General features: G+C 65.4%; 9 protein-coding genes. All 9 read left to right on the top strand.

What is annotated here, in order from left to right; all coding sequences use genetic code 11:
* Positions 1-213 precede the first annotated feature (213 nt).
* Positions 214-2,847 carry an ATP-dependent chaperone ClpB gene (gene clpB, locus FQU96_RS22135; protein WP_146543517.1) on the top strand — a complete coding sequence of 878 codons (2,634 nt, stop codon included), beginning with the start codon at positions 214-216 and terminating at the stop codon, positions 2,845-2,847.
* A gap of 282 nt (positions 2,848-3,129) precedes the next feature.
* Positions 3,130-4,416 carry an outer membrane beta-barrel protein gene (locus tag FQU96_RS22130; RefSeq protein ID WP_146543516.1) on the top strand — a complete coding sequence of 429 codons (1,287 nt, stop codon included), beginning with the start codon at positions 3,130-3,132 and terminating at the stop codon, positions 4,414-4,416.
* An 82-nt stretch (positions 4,417-4,498) separates the two neighbouring features.
* Positions 4,499-5,251, top strand: coding sequence for a metallophosphoesterase family protein (locus tag FQU96_RS22125; RefSeq protein WP_146543515.1), 753 nt, complete (start codon positions 4,499-4,501; stop codon positions 5,249-5,251).
* A 262-nt stretch (positions 5,252-5,513) separates the two neighbouring features.
* The gene (tssK, locus tag FQU96_RS22120; RefSeq protein WP_146543514.1) at positions 5,514-6,860 is read left to right on the top strand and encodes a type VI secretion system baseplate subunit TssK; all 1,347 of its coding nucleotides are present in this window, start codon (positions 5,514-5,516) and stop codon (positions 6,858-6,860) included.
* Positions 6,861-6,875: 15 nt separating this feature from the next.
* On the top strand, positions 6,876-8,390 hold the full coding sequence (gene icmH / locus FQU96_RS22115; RefSeq protein ID WP_146543513.1) for a type IVB secretion system protein IcmH/DotU: 1,515 nt from the start codon (positions 6,876-6,878) through the stop codon (positions 8,388-8,390).
* 36 nt (positions 8,391-8,426) lie between these two features.
* Positions 8,427-11,960, top strand: a complete 3,534-nt coding sequence (tssM, locus tag FQU96_RS22110; protein ID WP_146543512.1) for a type VI secretion system membrane subunit TssM — start codon at positions 8,427-8,429, stop codon at positions 11,958-11,960.
* Positions 11,933-13,156, top strand: a complete 1,224-nt coding sequence (tagF, locus tag FQU96_RS22105; protein WP_178130646.1) for a type VI secretion system-associated protein TagF — start codon at positions 11,933-11,935, stop codon at positions 13,154-13,156. The genes tssM and tagF overlap by 28 nt, the downstream gene beginning before the upstream one ends.
* A complete protein-coding gene (locus FQU96_RS22100; RefSeq protein ID WP_218574810.1) occupies positions 13,153-14,016 on the top strand; it encodes a PP2C family serine/threonine-protein phosphatase in 864 nt (287 codons plus the stop codon). The genes tagF and FQU96_RS22100 overlap by 4 nt, the downstream gene beginning before the upstream one ends.
* Positions 14,006-16,123 carry a serine/threonine-protein kinase gene (locus FQU96_RS22095; protein WP_146543510.1) on the top strand — a complete coding sequence of 706 codons (2,118 nt, stop codon included), beginning with the start codon at positions 14,006-14,008 and terminating at the stop codon, positions 16,121-16,123. Before FQU96_RS22100 ends, FQU96_RS22095 begins: the two co-directional genes overlap by 11 nt.
* The last annotated feature ends 238 nt before the right edge of the window (positions 16,124-16,361 follow it).

The following is a 16,361-nucleotide window of genomic DNA, read 5'->3' as shown; positions in this document are numbered from 1 at the left end:
CGAGCATGGCGAAAGCACGCGGGCGGCCTTGGGCCGCCCGTTTTGCGTTGGGCATGCGCCATGCGAAGCGCGCCCATGCCGGCACCGCCATCCCGCGTCGGCTGTGGGGTCTTGCTCCAGATCGATAAGCCCCCATATGGGTCTTGGATGCCTATTGTGGGGTCCACCCGATCGCCCGCCGCTTGACGGGGGCACGAGAGAAAGGGTGTCGTAATGGATCAGGAAAAATACACCGACCGTGTGCGCGGCTTCCTGCAAAGCGCCCAGATGCTGGCGCTGCGGTCCGGCCACCAGCGGTTCGTTCCCGAACACATCTTGAAAGTGCTGCTGGACGATGAGGAGGGCCTTGCGGCCAACCTGATTTCGTCCGCTGGCGGCGATTCGCGCCTGGCGCTGCGCGAAACCGAAGCGGCATTGGCGAAACTGCCCAAGGTCGAAGGGACCGGCGCCGGCCAAGTCTATCTCGCGCCGGAGACCGCGCGTGTCTTCGAGCAGGCGGAGAAGCTCGCCAAAAAGGCCAACGACAGCTTCGTGACGGCGGAGCGGCTTCTGCAGGCGCTGGCGATGGTCAGCGGCAGCGAAGCGGCGACGCTTCTCAAGCGCGCCGGCGTCACGCCGACGGCGCTCAACGAAGCGGTCAACAAGCTGCGCAAGGGTCGCACGGCCGACAACGCCAACGCCGAGGGCGCCTACGATGCACTCAAGAAATATGCCCGCGACCTGACCCAGTCGGCGCGCGATGGCAAGCTCGACCCCGTGATCGGTCGCGACGAGGAGATCCGTCGCACGATGCAGGTGCTGAGCCGGCGGACCAAGAACAACCCCGTGCTGATTGGTGAGCCCGGTGTCGGCAAGACCGCCATCGCCGAGGGCTTGGCGCTGCGCATCGTCAACGACGACGTGCCGGAGTCGCTGAAGGGCAAGCGCCTGATGGCGCTCGACCTCGGCGCGATGGTGGCTGGCGCCAAATATCGCGGCGAGTTCGAGGAGCGGTTGAAGGCGGTGCTGTCGGAAATTGCCGCCGCCGAAGGTGAGATCGTCGTCTTCATCGACGAGATGCACACCCTGATCGGCGCCGGCAAGGCCGATGGCGCCATGGATGCGTCCAACATGCTGAAGCCGGCGTTGGCGCGGGGCGAACTGCACTGCATCGGCGCCACGACCCTGGACGAATACCGCAAGCACGTCGAGAAGGACGCGGCGCTGGCGCGTCGTTTCCAGCCGGTGTTCATCGCCGAGCCGACGGTCGAGGATACGATCTCGATCCTGCGCGGCTTGAAGGAGAAGTACGAACTGCACCACGGGGTGCGCATTGCCGATGCTGCGATCGTGGCGTCGGCGACCCTGAGCCACCGCTACATCACGGACCGGTTCCTGCCCGACAAGGCCATCGACTTGATGGACGAGGCCGCCAGCCGCATCCGCATGCAAGTCGACAGCAAGCCGGAGGACATCGACGAACTGGATCGGCGAATCCTGCAGCTGCAGATCGAGCGCGAGGCACTGAAGAAGGAGTCCGACACCGCCTCGAAGGAGCGGCTGGGCAAGCTCGAGAAGGAGCTGGTCGAGCTGGAGCAGAAATCCGCCTCGCTGACGGCAGCGTGGAAGGCGGCCAAGGACAAGCTCGCTGACTCGCAGAAGATCAAGGAGCTCCTCGACAAGGCGCGGGCCGACCTCGAGATCGCACAGCGCAAGGGTGAGCTGGCCAAGGCCGGCGAGCTGGCCTACGGCGTCATCCCCGATCTGGAGAAGAAGCTGAAGGCGGCGGAGCAGGGCGATGCCGGCAGCGGTACGGCCGGCGCGCGGGCACTGAAGGAAGAGGTCACGGCCGAGGACATCGCGGCCGTCGTCTCGCGCTGGACCGGCGTGCCCGTCGACAAGATGCTCGAAGGCGAGCGGGCCAAGCTGCTGCGCATGGAGAGTGAACTGCACAAGCGCGTCATCGGCCAGGACGAAGCGATCACCGCGATCGCCAATGCCGTGCGCCGTGCGCGTGCCGGGCTGCAGGATCCGAACCGGCCGATCGGCTCATTCCTGTTCCTGGGGCCGACTGGCGTGGGCAAGACCGAGCTGACCAAGGCGCTGGCGGCGTTCCTGTTCGACGACGATCAGGCCATGGTGCGCATCGACATGTCGGAATACATGGAGAAGCACTCCGTGAGCCGGCTGATCGGCGCGCCACCGGGCTATGTCGGCTACGACGAGGGCGGTGCCCTGACTGAGGCGGTGCGGCGGCGTCCCTACCAGGTCGTGCTGTTCGACGAAGTCGAGAAGGCGCATCCGGACGTGTTCAACGTGCTGCTGCAGGTGCTGGACGACGGCCGGCTGACCGACGGTCAGGGCCGGACGGTCGACTTCACCAACGTGCTGATCGTGCTGACCAGCAACCTCGGTAGCGAGCACCTGGCGGCGCTCAAGGAGGGTCAACCGGCCGAACTGGCGCGCAGCAAGGTGATGGATGAGGTGCGTCGGGCCTTCCGTCCGGAGTTCCTCAACCGCCTGGACGAGGTCCTGCTGTTCAACCGGCTCAGCCGCGCGGACATGGGCGACATCGTCGAGATCCAGCTCGGCCGCCTGCGCAAGCTGCTCGAGACGCGTAAGCTGAGCCTGGAGGTCGATCCGGCAGCGCTGAACTGGCTCGCCAATGAAGGCTACGATCCGATCTACGGCGCCCGGCCGTTGAAACGGGTCATCCAGCGCAGCCTGCAGAATCCGCTGGCCCAGCTGATTCTCGAGGGCGAGGTGCACGACGGCGACTCGGTCAAGGTCACCGTCCAGAACGGTGAACTCAGCGTTGCCGGCCGCATCGTGGGTGTCGGCGACGTGGGCACACTCGCAGCCGAATAGATTGGATCTACGCAGCCTCTTCAGCCCGCCGGACGCGCTTCGGCGGGCTTCTTTTTTGGCCTCATGTCCGCTGCTCGAAGAGGCGCTTGGCAGTAAATCTGTGGCAGATTCAAATAGTTGGTAGACCTTTCACCACAATTTTGTCACTATATCGCAACCTCCTTTGGCTCGGTGACCGGTTGCGTTTCATCGTCTCTACGGGGAAGATTCGGCTCAACAGAGATCTTCGGGCACGCCGTCTGGACGGATGGCGGGTCACCTACCGCGTTCGGGGGGCTTGTCATGAGTAACATCGCCAGGACTGGCGTCATCGCCTTGGTCGCCACCGCGCTGGTGAGCGCGACATGGACGACAGGGCAGGCCCAGACTCCGCCGCCGCAGCCACGGCCCGGCGATCCTGAACCCCGTCCCGGCGAAAGCTATGACCCCAGAGGGATTCCCTTGGGCGGGTTTCGCCTGTTTCCCGTGCTTGAGCTGATCGAGCAGTACAACACGAACATTTTTGGCGTCGACCGCGGCAAGAAGGACGACTTCGTCACCTTGATCCAGCCCTCGCTCGAGTTGCGTTCGAACTGGAACAATCACATGCTGAACTTCTTTGCTTCGGCGGGATTCGGCATCTACAGCAAGTACAGCACGGAAGATTTCCAGGATTTCCGGGTTGGCTTCAACGGCCGGCTGGATATTCAGCGCAACTGGTATGTCTATGGCGGCGTGCAGTTCAACCGGCTTCACGAAGATCGCACCGATCCCAATGCCACGTCGTTCGGCAAGCTCAGCAAGTACAACCAGACCACCGCCAACGTGGGCTACTATCAGAAGTTCAATCGACTGAGCGTCAAGCTCGACGGTCGCTTCGACGACTATACCTACTTGCGCAACGATTCCGCCGGCCTGGGCACGATCTCCAGCCGCGATCGCGATCGATCCGAATATACCGAGTCGCTGCGACTGGCCTACGAGTTCATGGATGGCTATGAAGTCTGGGTGCAGGGCGGCCTCAATCAGCGTCGCTACAGCCGCCGGGTCGATAGCGGCGGGGTTCGCCGCAGCTCCGACGGGTGGGAGGTGCTGGGCGGCGCCACGCTCGACTTCGGCGGCATCACCCAACTCGAGGTGTTCGGCGGCTACCGCGATCAGAACTACGACGATTCGCGATTCGGCCATCTGCGCGGCGCGATGTTCGGGTTGACCGGTACATGGAACCCATTGGTTCCGCTGTTCGTGAAGCCCTATGTGAAACGGTCCATCGAGGAGACCGTATCAACGACGCATATCGGCTATTGGGCCACCAGCTTCGGGGTCAACGTCGACTACGATATGCGGCCCAATATCAAGGTGCACAGCGGATTCAGCTACACGATCGCCGATTACAAGAAGGCCAAGGGTGCCGTCGGTGCATTCAACCGCAAGGACGACTACATCACCTTCGAGATCGGCGTGCGCTACCTGCCGACTGAAAATTTCTTCATCGGGCCGAGCTACCAGTTCTCCACGCGCAATTCGAACCTGTCCGATACCGATTTCGCACGCCACATCTTCATGCTGCGCATCGGGGCGCAGCTCTAGGCAACGACCGCGCGGCGGGAGCGAAGCGGACTGGTCAACGACGTAGACGGCCATCGATGGCGCTGCGAATATGGCGCGACCGATGCTCGGCTGGTTCAATAAGTCCCGCCCCTCCGTGGCTCGGGTCCCCGATGGGACCCGACTTTATGCCGTGGGCGATATCCATGGCCGGGACGACCTGCTGGATCAGTTGCTGCAGGCCATCGGGCGCGACGCTCAATCAGCCCGCGACGATGCGCGGCGCGTGCTGCTGTTTCTCGGTGACTACGTCGATCGCGGCCTGGGTTCACGGCAGGTGATCGAACGACTGTTGCGTCGTCCGCTTGAGGAATTCGAGACCATTCATTTGCTGGGTAACCACGAGGAAGCGTTCCTTGGTTTCCTTGCAGGAACGCCGATCGCTTTTGACTGGTTCAAGTATGGCGGCCTGGAAACCCTCTATTCCTATGACGTGCCCATTCCGCGCCGGCCGTCCGGGCCGTCCGAGATGGAGGCGCTTCGCCGCCAGGCGGTCGAGGCGGTGCCGGCGGCGCACGTTGCTTTCCTGCAAGATTGCAAGCTGTGGCATGTCGAGGGTGATTACGCGTTCGCACACGCGGGCGTGAGGCCGGGCGTACCCTTGGAGCGTCAGCAGGCGGATGACCTGCTGTGGATTCGTGATGCGTTCCTTTCCTCGCGGGCCAACCACGGCAAAGTCATTGTGCACGGCCATACGATCTGCGAACGGCCGGAAATCCGTCCAAATCGGATCAACATTGATACGGGAGCATATGCCAGCGGGCGGCTGACCTGTCTGGTCTTGGAGGGGGTAGAACGGCGCTTCCTACACACGTGAGGAAGAGTCGGGTCCAGTACGGGGTTGATCGCGTCTTGTGGAGCAGGGCCCGGCCCGGTAATGGACGTCATCCGATGGCTAGGGGACGACCGTCGGCCACAAGGTGCGTCTTCTCGGCAGAAAGTTAGCGCGCGCTCACGTTTCCTCTTTTCAGAACGGCGGCGTTCGCGCACTATGATCGTGGCGTCGGATTGGGGGCCCGGAAGACGCGGCGCCGGACGGTGTTGTGTCCGTGCCGTCGGTCCAGGGAGTAGGTCGGGACATGGGGACGAACAGCCGGGTCGTGTGGTCGGAGGGCATGTTTCTCCGGCCGCAGCACTTTCAGCAGCAGACGCGGCACATCGACCGCATCGTACACCACCGGGTATCGGCGGTGCGGTCGTTCGGTTGGGGGGTCACCGAGTTCCAGATCGACAAGGCGGCCTTGAACATCGGCAAGTTCGGCTTGGCGTCCGCGACCGGCGTGTTGGACGATGGGACGCCCTTCGCCATCCCGGACGATGTCCCGCCGCCGGTGCCGATCGACGTGCCGGAACTGACCCGTAACCAGCGGGTCTGCATCACCCTGCCGCTGGCGCGCGCCGGCATGCCGGACACGGTCCAGGGCGATCGCGATGACGTTGCCGCGCGCTACGCGGCCGGCGACTATGATGCCACGGACTCGATTGTCGGCAGTGACGTTGTCGCCCCGGTCAGCGTGGGCCAGCTCAGGCTGCGGTTCGCGATCGAGGGGTTTGGCGACCTGGGCGGGTTTGCGGCACTGCCAATCGCACGGATCGTCGAGGTGCGCGGCGACAGTAAGCAGGTCATCATCGATGACCAGTACATACCGCCGTGCATGACGATTGCTGCCTCACAGCCGCTCAGTTCTTTTGCCGTGGAACTGCACGGCCTGCTGCACAACCGTGCCGAGGCGATCGCCGCGCGGCTGGCACAGCCCAGCATGCGCGGTGCCATGGAGATGGCCAATCTGCTGTTGCTGCAGATCACCAATAAATACGCGCCCCTGGCAGCGCATATCGCGCAGACCCCGACGCCGCATCCGCAGGACTGGTACGGGCTGCTGGTGCAGATGGCCGGCGAATTGGCGACCTTTACTTCACAGCGCCGACGCCCGGCCGAGTTTCCGATCTACAAGCACGACGACCTGCAGAAGGTCTATGAGCCCGTGATCGCCGCCTTGCGCCAGGCGCTGTCGGCGGTGCTCGAGCAGGGGGCCGTCCAGATCCCGCTGCAGGAGCGGCGCTACGGCGTGCATGTCGGCGTCATCCAGGACAAGACCCTGCTGCGCAATGCGCCCTTTGTCCTCGCCGTGCGGTCGGAGGTTACACCGGACGCGCTGCGGCGGACCTTCCCGGCCAGCGTCAAGATCGGCCCCGTCGAGCAGATCGTTCAGCTGGTGAACGTGGCCCTGCCGGGTATCAAGCTGTCAGCGTTGCCGGTGGCACCGCCGCAGCTGCCGTTCAACGCCAGCACGGTGTACTTCGACCTCGATCGTTCGAGCGAGTTTTTCCGGGCCCTTGCCAACGCCGGCGGTATCGCCATTCACGTCGGCGGCGAATGGCCGAAATTGCAGATGGAACTCTGGGCCATCAGGCAGCAGTCCTGAGGGCGGGAGGCGTCAATGGCCGGCAACCCCAACGATCCGTTCGGCTCCAACGACGGCGGCGACAATCGGACTGTGCTGCGTCCAGGCGGTGGCCGGCCGCAGCAGCCGGCATCGCCCCAACCGCCCGGGCCCGCACCGCAATCCTTCCAGCCGCCGCCCTACCAGCCCGCGCCGCAGCAGGCACCGTCGGCGTTTGACGCGCCGCCCGCTGGCTACCCACCGCAGCAGCAACAGCAAGCGCCGTTCGCGGCACCCAATCAGCGGGGTGGGCTGGCGGCGGTCGCGGCCGGTCGGCCTGGCGGATCAGCCTTCGATGTCGCCGATCTGGCGCGCGGTACCGGCTCGCCGCTGGCGGCCGCCGCGGTCCCGTTGCTGGGCCTGTCGGCGCGATTGCGCGCCATGACGGGGCAGGTCGATGTCAACGCCGTGCGCGAGAGCGTCTATCAGGAGCTGCACGGTTTTGCCAAAGCAGGTCGCGAGGCCAACGTCCAGCCCGAGCTTCTGCGCGCCTCGCACTATGCGGTGGCCGCCACCATCGATGACGTGGTGATGAACACCCCATGGGGTGCGCACAGCGGTTGGAACAAGCGCACCATGGTAAGCGCCTTCCACGGCGATGTGGAAGGCGGCGAACGCTTCTACGCCTATCTCGAGCGCATGACGCAGGCGCCGACCGTCAACCGGCCGGTCCTGCAGATCATGTACGACTGCATGTCGCTGGGCTTTCTGGGCCGCTATCGCCTGCGCGCGCGGGGCCCGGCCGAACACGACCAGGTGCGCGAGAAGGTCTGGCAGATCCTGCGTAATCTCGCGGGACCATTGGAGCGCGAGCTGTCGCCGGATTGGCGCGGGGTCGACGCACCGGCCAAGCTGCAGCAACGCCAGATTCCGATCTGGTTGGTGGCGACGCTCGCCGCCGTGCTGGCGGCTCTCCTCTTCGGTGCCTTCCTGCTGGCGCTGAACGTCCGCTCGGGTACGACCCAGGACAGGCTGGAACCGCTGTTGAGGCCGGCGGGGATCGACCTGCCGAAGGAACCGGTCCAGCCGGTCGTGAAGCCCCGCCAGCCGGACCCGCCGCCCGCCATCAGCGCCTCCCTGCGCAAGCTTCTCGAGCCGGAGATCACCGCCGGCAAGGTGACCGTCACGGACAAGGGCAAGGCGCTGCAGATCACCATCAACTTCAAGGATATGTTCGAGGTCGGCTCTGCAAAGCTGAGGCCCGAACTGTCCGCCTTGCTGACCCGCATCGGGCAGGAACTGAAGACCCCCGAGGGCCAGGGCAAGGTCAAGGTGATCGGACACACCGACAGCGATCCGATCGCGACTGCCGAGTTCAAGAACAACGAGGTTCTGTCACGCCGGCGTGCCGAAAATTCGGCCGACGTGTTGATCGCGCAGACCGGCGAGCGGAGCCGATACGAGATCATCGGTCGGGCGGCGCTGGATCCCGTTGCCCCGAACACGACAGCGGAAGGCAAGGCCCGCAACCGGCGTGTGGAAATTCTGCTGGTCGCGCCAGATGAGAACTGATTGCCGGGCGGCAGCCCTTGGCGAGGAGCATGAGTGATGAAGCGTGTCGGTCAGGCACTGCTTAGCCCCTGGTTCCTGTACCCGCTCGGGGCGGTGCTGCTGTCGTTGCTGGTCTGGTTCATTCCACCGCTGGTCGGGCTTGATTTTCCGGCCAGCGAGTGGGTGCGAATCGGCGTCATCGTTTTCATCGTTCTGCTGTTCGCGCTGCTGCTGTTCCTGAGTTGGCGCAAGCGGCGCAAAGCCGACTCGGAGCTTGTAGCCTCCATCGCCACCGTCGAGGTCGATCCTACCGGCGAGGCGATTTCGTCAGAGAACAAGCAGATCGAGGAGAAGCTTAAAACGGCGCTGGCTGATCTCAGGCAGACGTTGGGCAAAGGCGGGCAGACGCTCTATCAACTGCCCTGGTACGCCATCATCGGTCCACCCGGTGCCGGTAAGACGACGGCGCTGCTGAACTCGGGCCTGCGCTTCCCGCTCGCCGAGCGCCATGGCGCACAGGCTCTGCAGGGGGTGGGCGGCACGCGCAATTGCGACTGGTGGTTCACCGAGAAGGCCGTGATCCTGGACACCGCCGGCCGATGGGCGACCCAGGACAGCGACGCCAAGGTCGACCAGGCGGCATGGACCAATTTCCTCGGTGTGCTCAAGCGCACCCGCGAGCGGCAGCCGCTGAATGGCATCCTGGTGGTTTTTGGCGTCCCGGACCTGCTCAACATCTCGCGCGACGAACGTGTGAACCACGCGCGTGCCATCCGCACGCGCCTGCTCGAGCTGCAGGCGGCATTCGGGCTGACGCTGCCGATCTACGTGGTGCTGACCAAGCTCGACATGATCGCCGGCTTCGTCGAGTTCTTCGACGATCTGGATCGTGAGGGCCGGGAGCAGGTCCTGGGCCTGACGCTCCCTCTGGGAACGGGCAACAAGGATGACATGCCGCAGAACAAGTTTTCTGCGCTGTTCGACCGCCTGATTGAACGGCAGCGGTCGCGGCTGCTCGATCGACTGCAGAGCGAGCGCGATCTGGGCCGGCGGACTTTGATCTATGGTTTCCCGTCGCAGTTTGCCTCGCTGGGCAAGGTGATCGACGAACTGCTGGGCGAGACGTTCAACGACTCGCGCTTCGCCAGCCGGCTGTCGCTGCGCGGCGTGTATTTCACATCGGCCACGCAGCAAGGCAGCCCGATCGACCGCCTGATGGACGCGATCTCGGGTAAGTTCGGCATCCAGCGGCAGGCTCTGCCGCCGCAGGTCGGGCAAGGACGCGGATTTTTCCTGCGCCGGCTGTTCGACGACGTGGTCTTCAACGAGGCCGGCCTTGTCGGCACCAATCCCAAGGTCGAACGTCGCAACGCGATCATCCGCTATTCCGCGTTTGCCGCCACCGCCGTGGTCCTGCTGACGCTGGCCGGTCTGTGGACGTGGAGCTACATCGAGAACAACGCCCTGGTGAGGAGTGTGGAAGCGCGTGCGCAGGAACTCGACGCGCGCGTCGCACTGGCCGACAAGGAGCGTTTCAGCCCCAATGATACCGATCCGCGCAAGCACCTGGCGCTGCTGAACGATCTGCGACGCCTGCCGACCGGCTACGATAATCAGCATCCCAAGCAGGTGTATCTGGCGCCCCGCTTCGGGCTCAACCAGGACGTGCGGCTGGGTGTCCAGACCCAGGATCTGTATCATCGTGGCCTGGTGGCATTGCTGCTGCCGCGGCTGCTGATGTACTCGCAGAAGCGGCTGGGCGATGGCCTCAAGGAGAATCCGACGGGGCTCGCGGCGGAGAAGGCCAACGAGGCGTTGTTCGAGACGCTCAAGGCCTATCTGCTGCTGGGTGAACCGACGCGGCTGCGCAAGCCGATCTATGTCGACTTCCTGGAGGAGTGGTTCAAGTCGGAGTTCGAAAAGGACGGCTACACGGCCGGCGACCTCGTCAGCATCGTGCCGCATGTGAAGGCCCTGGCGGCCTACGGCGTTTGGGACAAGGTCGCCCTCGATGAGGCGGTGATTGCGAAAGTGCAGAACCGCCTGGCCGGCCTGACGATGGCGACGCGGGCGCTCAAGATGCTGGAGCGGTCCACCCTGGTCGGCAAGCCGGCGTGGCGTATCATCGATGCCGTCGTGGTCGGCCGCTCGGACGTCGATCAGATCCTGGTCCGCAAGAGCGGCGAATCGATGACAGCCGACGCCATTCCGTTCCTGTACACGCGTCGAGGATACTTCGAAGTCTTCATGCCCACAGTGACGGCCATCACGGCGGCGGCGAACGCGGATGCCTGGGTGCTCAACGAGAGCAAGCTCGAGGGCGCGGAAGCCTACCGCCGGGCGCTCGACGAGACGCTGAAGACGTACTTCGATCGCTACAACAGATATTGGATGGCCATCCTCCAGGATGTCCGCGCGCGGCGGTTCAAGAGCACGAACGACGGTGCCGACGTTATCGCCAACCTGGAAGGACCGTTGCGCTCCATCTATGTCGAAGTCGCACGCCAGACGATGCTGAGCGCCGTGGAAACGCTGCCGTCCAGTGTCATGGAAGCGCCGGGTCGGTACGTGGAGCGGCTGCGGCGGGGGGTGGACAACATCATCCTGTGGGCGGCGGTTTCGAAGGACGTGCTGGGGACGCAGAATCTGGGGCGCCAGGTCGAGGTCCCGTTCCAGGAGGTGCGCCGTCTCACCGCTGTAGCGCCACAAACCCTGGAACCCACGGCATCACCGATGATCGATCTCCTCAAGAGATTGAAGGATTTCTCGGTGCGACTGACCGGTACGCAGGCCGCCGGCGACAATGTCACGAAGATCGCCGATCAGATCGATCTGGAAGCCAACAAGAGGGAGTACCCGCCGGACCTGCGGGAACTCCTTGCGACGATCGCCCAGGATCTGAGAAAGGGCGGTGTCGATCTGACGCGCGAGCAGATGGAGAACCTCTGGAATCAGACGGTCTATCCGTTCTGCCGCGAGCGCATCGCCAACCGGTTCCCGGTCTCCTTGGGCTCCCGCCAGGACATCGCTCTGGACGACTTCGTCGAGATGTTCGGCAAGACCAAGCGGATCGACAAGTTCATCCAGAGTGTCGAGGGGTATCTCGACAAGGGTCGGCAGCCGTGGGCGTGGAAGGCCAACGCTCAAACCACCTTCAGCCTGTCGCCCGACGTTCCGCCGATGCTGCAGCGCGCCACGGAGATCAGCGAAGCGTTCCTGGGGCCGGGTGGTTTCGCGCCCGACGTGAGATTTACGGTTGTCCCCGGCGACCAGCGCGAGAAGGGCTGCACGGTCGAATTCGGCAGCGACCTCGTATCCCTGGAGCCCGATGCGCGGCGCAAGGACGTTGCCTGGTCGGGTGCCCGTGATGGGAAGGTGATCTGCGGCACGACCGAGACACAGATCCCGGGGCAGTGGGCGTTCTTCCGCCTCATGAACAGCCTGGGGCCGCGCGGCAGTGCCATGCAGTGGCAATTGCAGATTGCCGGCGGCTTCTCGATGCGTGTCGACTTCCAGAGCAACAAGAACCCACTTTCGGTCCGACCCACACTCGGGCAATTCCAGTGCGTGCCCTTCACCCCGTCCCGGTGACGGCTCTCGATACCGGCGGTTCGGGCGCCGCGGCGTCGCCTGCGGCGCTGGTGCCGGGGCGTACCGGGTTTTTCGGCAAGTTGCCGGATCGCGGCGATTTCGTCCGGCGCGATTTGCCGAATGCTTTCGTCGATGTCTGGGACGTGTGGCTGCAGCATGGCCTGGCGGCCAGCCGGGCTAGTCTCGGCGACGCCTGGCTGGACGCCTGGCTGTGCGCGCCCGTGTGGCGCTTTGCGCTGCCGCACGGCATCTGCGGCGCCGACGCCTGGGCTGGCGTCATGATGCCCAGCGTCGACCGCGCCGGGCGCTATTTCCCCCTGACGTTGGCGGCCGCCGTGCCGGCAGGTTTGCCGGCAACGGCCATGCTCGCCGGAGACTGGATCAAGGCTGTCGAGGCCGTTGCCCTCTCGGCGCTGGAAGAGGCCTGCAGCTTCGACCGTTTCGCCGATAGCGTGGCGCGCCTGCCGGCTTTTCCCGCCATCCGCCTGGAGAGTTGGCACGGCGGATGGCGCGCGCAGGGTACGCCGGACGATGCGACGGCTTTGACGCTGGCGCTGGCCGTGGCGGGTGCTGAAGCCCGCAGCGCGCAGTGTGTGTTCATCACGCGCGGCGGCGGCAGGGTTGCTCCGGCAATGTGGGTGCTGCCGCAACTGCCGCCACATCGGTCGTTCGCGAACATGATCAGCGACCTCGAGTCGGGCGGGGGCTCGTACGCACCCAGTGCCGTACCCGCCGGGATGGCCGTGCCGTTGGCGATCGCTGGTGCCATGCCTGTTGCGCCTCTGGCCGCTGCCGACACCGACCTTGGCCATGCCGCCAGCCTGTTCGGCTCCGAATATGCAACCGACGTGGGACCTGCGGTGGCAGGCGAACCGCCGGGCGGGGCATTCGACCAGCTCTTTGACGATCGGAGCTTGGATCCCCTCGGCGCCGACGCAGCCCCGATGCCGCCGGCCGAGCAGCCGGTGCGGTGGATGCAGACCGACGAGCCGCCGGCCACTGACCCGGCGACGACGGCGCCTGATAGTGGTATGACCGAGCCAGCCGGTGAGTTCGTCGACGTTGCTCCGGCACGTGAAAAAGAAATGGCCCCATCGCCCAGGGATCTATTCGGTGACATCCGCGACGATGTCCCGTCAGCGCCCAGTGATAGTGACCTCTTTGGGCCCAGGGAGGGCAAGGACTCGGCGTCATGAGTGACGATCCGACCAACGTGCCGACTCAGCGCGGACCGTTCAATTCCATGGCCCTGCACGCCACCGCGTCCAGCGAGGCCGGATCGTTCCGCTTGCATGGCGTCGGTGCCACCCATCAGGGCATGGTGCGCAAGCACAACGAAGACAACCTTCTGCTGCGCCCGGAAGCGGGACTGTGGATGGTGGCCGATGGCGTCGGTGGCGCGCAGGCCGGCGACTGGGCCAGCGCCCAGATCGTCGAGGCGCTGCAGGAAATGCCCGTGCCCACGACCGCACCGGAGTTTCTCGCCAATGCCGTGGCCCGGCTCGAAGCGGCCAACCTGCGCATGGTGGAGCGTGCCGCCGAGCGCGGCGGCGGCATGACCGCCAGCACCGTCGTGCTGCTGCTGGCGCGCGGCGTGCACTACACCTGCCTGTGGGCCGGAGACAGCCGTTGCTATCTGCTGCGCGACGGGGTTATGACCCAGATCACGCATGACCACAGCGAAGTGCAGGAGCTCATCGATGCTGGCGCCTTGTCGCCGGAGGAGGCGGAGCGCTACCCGCGGTCGAACGTGATCACGCGCGCCTTGGGTGTTGCACCGCGTGTGCAGCTGGATCGGGTGGCTGGCCGCCTGCAGCCGGGCGATCGCTTTTTGCTGTGCACCGATGGCCTGTCGCGGATGATCAGCGACGCGGAGATCGCAGCGCTCCTGACCGAGTCCGATATCGCCAATGTGCCCAGTTCGCTGATCGCCGCTGCGTTGTCGGCGGGTGGCCACGACAACGTGACGGTCATGGTCGTGACCTGCGAAGCCAACGGTGCCGACGCCATGGCGCCAGGCGCGCCGTGGGTGACGGGGGCGGGTGATGTCCGATAACGACGCGACCGTCGTAGGGCCGTCATCGTCCGGCACCGCACCGGCCGGCGACAACACGTCGTCGCGTGGCATGGCGGGCGTGGACTGGGGTGACTCCCCTGCACCCGGCGGCAATCCGCTGCCGGAAACCGATTTGGCGGGCGTTCAGGCAAGTCCGTCTCCGCCGGGGCAGGCGCCAATGCCGCCGCCGCCGACGGGTGGACCCTTGGCGCCCGGTGTCGTGCTCAGCAGCACGTTCGAGATCGAGCATCTGGTGGCGCGCGGCGGGATGGGCGAGGTCTATCGCGCGCGCCATCGCATCACGGGCGATCCAATCGCCATCAAGACCATCCGGCCCGAACTGGCCGGCGACGAGAAGATTGCCGAGCTCTTCAAGCGCGAGGCGCAGGCGCTGCGCAATATTCGCCATCCGGCCATCGTTTCCTACGAAGGCGTGTTCGACGACGGGACCGGTCAGCTTTACATCGCGATGGAGTATGTCGACGGGCCTTCGCTGTCGCGGCTGATGCAGAACGGGCCCATGGCGGAAGCCGATGTGCGCCGGCTGCGGGATCGGGTCGCCGACGGCCTGGCGGCGGCACACGCCCAAGGCGTCATCCATCGCGACTTGTCGCCGGACAACGTCATCCTGCCGGGCGGCCGTATCGATGCGGCCAAGCTGATCGACTTCGGCATCGCCAAGCAGACTGAAAGCTCCAAGGCGACGGTCATCGGCAACGACTTCGCCGGCAAGTATTCCTACGCCGCACCGGAACAGCTGGGCTTGCAGGGCGGCGAGGTCGGTCCTCGCGCCGACGTCTACAGTCTGGGACTGGTGCTGGCCGCTGCCGCGACCGGCACACCACTCGATATGGGCAATGCGCTGCCGTCGGCGGTGCAGGCGCGCATGCGGGTTCCCGATCTTGCCAGCGTGCCAACCGGCCTGCGCGGCGAGATTTCCGGCATGTTGCAGCCCAATCCGTCCGACCGGCCGCAGAGCATGGCGGAACTGGTCGGGCGGACAGGCGCGACACAGGTGCAGGCGAGATCGGCACGGTCGAACACGTCGGGCGCCCGCAGCGGCGCCGGCCCGATGATCGCCGGCATCGCCGTGGCCGTGCTGGTGCTGATCGGCGGCGCCGGCTTCCTGCTGAAGGATCGGTTGTTCCCGCCGGATCCGGGGCCGACTCCGCCGGTGACGGCAACGCCCAAGTCACCCGATCCGTCGACCCCGCCATCAGGGCCTTCGGGCACGACGGCGACAACGACACCGCCACCGACGGCGCCCACTGGTCCATCGCCACCGCCGGCGTCGACCAGCACATCGCCAACGCCGTCGGTTCCGGAGACGACGGCTGCCAGTCAAAAGCCGCCCGAGGGGCCGTCGACGTCCGCGACGCCGACATCACCACCGCCGGCCACAACGACGACCGCGCCGCCGGCAACGACGCCACCGGCAACCACGGCGACGGCTGTCCCGGCGCAGCCTGACGCGACCTCGATTCGCAACCGGCTCGATGCGCTCATCTCGCGCTTCGATTGCGCCGACCTGGCCGCCCGGGTCGATTCGGAGCTCACCGTGCGTCTGCAGGGTTACGTCGAGTCCGAGGGGGATCGCACGGAACTGCTGGCGGCGGCGCGCGGCATCGAGGGCGTGCGCCGCGTCGATGCTGGTGTCACCGTGCAGCCTTGGCCGTTGTGCGAGTTGGTCCGCGTTGCCGCCGGGGCGACGTCGCCCGATTTCCGGGTGGTGCCGAACAAGCTCGACCGGCCGTACAAGATCCGCGCCGATCGGGTCATGTTTCAGGTCTTCCCGCCGCCCGGACGGCGCGGGCTGCTGAACGTGGTGTTCCTGAACTCCGATCGGACGGCGTGGCATTACGAGCCGTGGTCGAAGATCCGCATCCGGCCCGGTCAGACGGAGACGTTCGGCGACAAGCTGTCCATTACGCTGGCGCCGCCGGCCGGCAAGATGGCGATCATTGCCGTCATCACCAACGAGCCGCTGTTCGCCACGCCGCAGCCCGAAGAGCAGCCGACGAAGGAATATCTGACCGCCTTGAAACTGGCGTTGGCACGTCATGCCGACGCCGTCGTGAGCTACGTCGCCTTCGACACCGTCGACTAATTCAGCCGATCTGGCGAGAACTCCAACCGCATCCGGCAGCGAATCGTCTTGCCGGCGCGGCGGTTTTTGCCCATGCTTTAAGAGTATTTACTCATTTCTATGAAGATAGGTGGATAAATCATTCAAATGAGTTATTATTTTGTGGGGTTGAGTAGTTGACGTTGAGGCTGAGATGGGGGAGGTCACGGCCCCTGCCGTGGGTGTGCGGTCGCTTGCAGGGCGATGGGTGGGCGCGTGC

Source organism: Reyranella sp. CPCC 100927, assembly GCF_007859315.1.
Taxonomy (GTDB): domain Bacteria; phylum Pseudomonadota; class Alphaproteobacteria; order Reyranellales; family Reyranellaceae; genus Vineibacter.
This window is presented reverse-complemented; position numbering and strand designations above follow the sequence as displayed.

Coding starts and splice junctions, on each gene's coding strand:
- clpB (WP_146543517.1), top strand. CDS start 214: ATGGATCAGGAAAAATACACCGACCGTGTGCGCGGCTTCCTGCAAAGC.
- FQU96_RS22130 (WP_146543516.1), top strand. CDS start 3,130: ATGAGTAACATCGCCAGGACTGGCGTCATCGCCTTGGTCGCCACCGCG.
- FQU96_RS22125 (WP_146543515.1), top strand. CDS start 4,499: ATGCTCGGCTGGTTCAATAAGTCCCGCCCCTCCGTGGCTCGGGTCCCC.
- tssK (WP_146543514.1), top strand. CDS start 5,514: ATGGGGACGAACAGCCGGGTCGTGTGGTCGGAGGGCATGTTTCTCCGG.
- icmH (WP_146543513.1), top strand. CDS start 6,876: ATGGCCGGCAACCCCAACGATCCGTTCGGCTCCAACGACGGCGGCGAC.
- tssM (WP_146543512.1), top strand. CDS start 8,427: ATGAAGCGTGTCGGTCAGGCACTGCTTAGCCCCTGGTTCCTGTACCCG.
- FQU96_RS22100 (WP_218574810.1), top strand. CDS start 13,153: ATGAGTGACGATCCGACCAACGTGCCGACTCAGCGCGGACCGTTCAAT.
- FQU96_RS22095 (WP_146543510.1), top strand. CDS start 14,006: ATGTCCGATAACGACGCGACCGTCGTAGGGCCGTCATCGTCCGGCACC.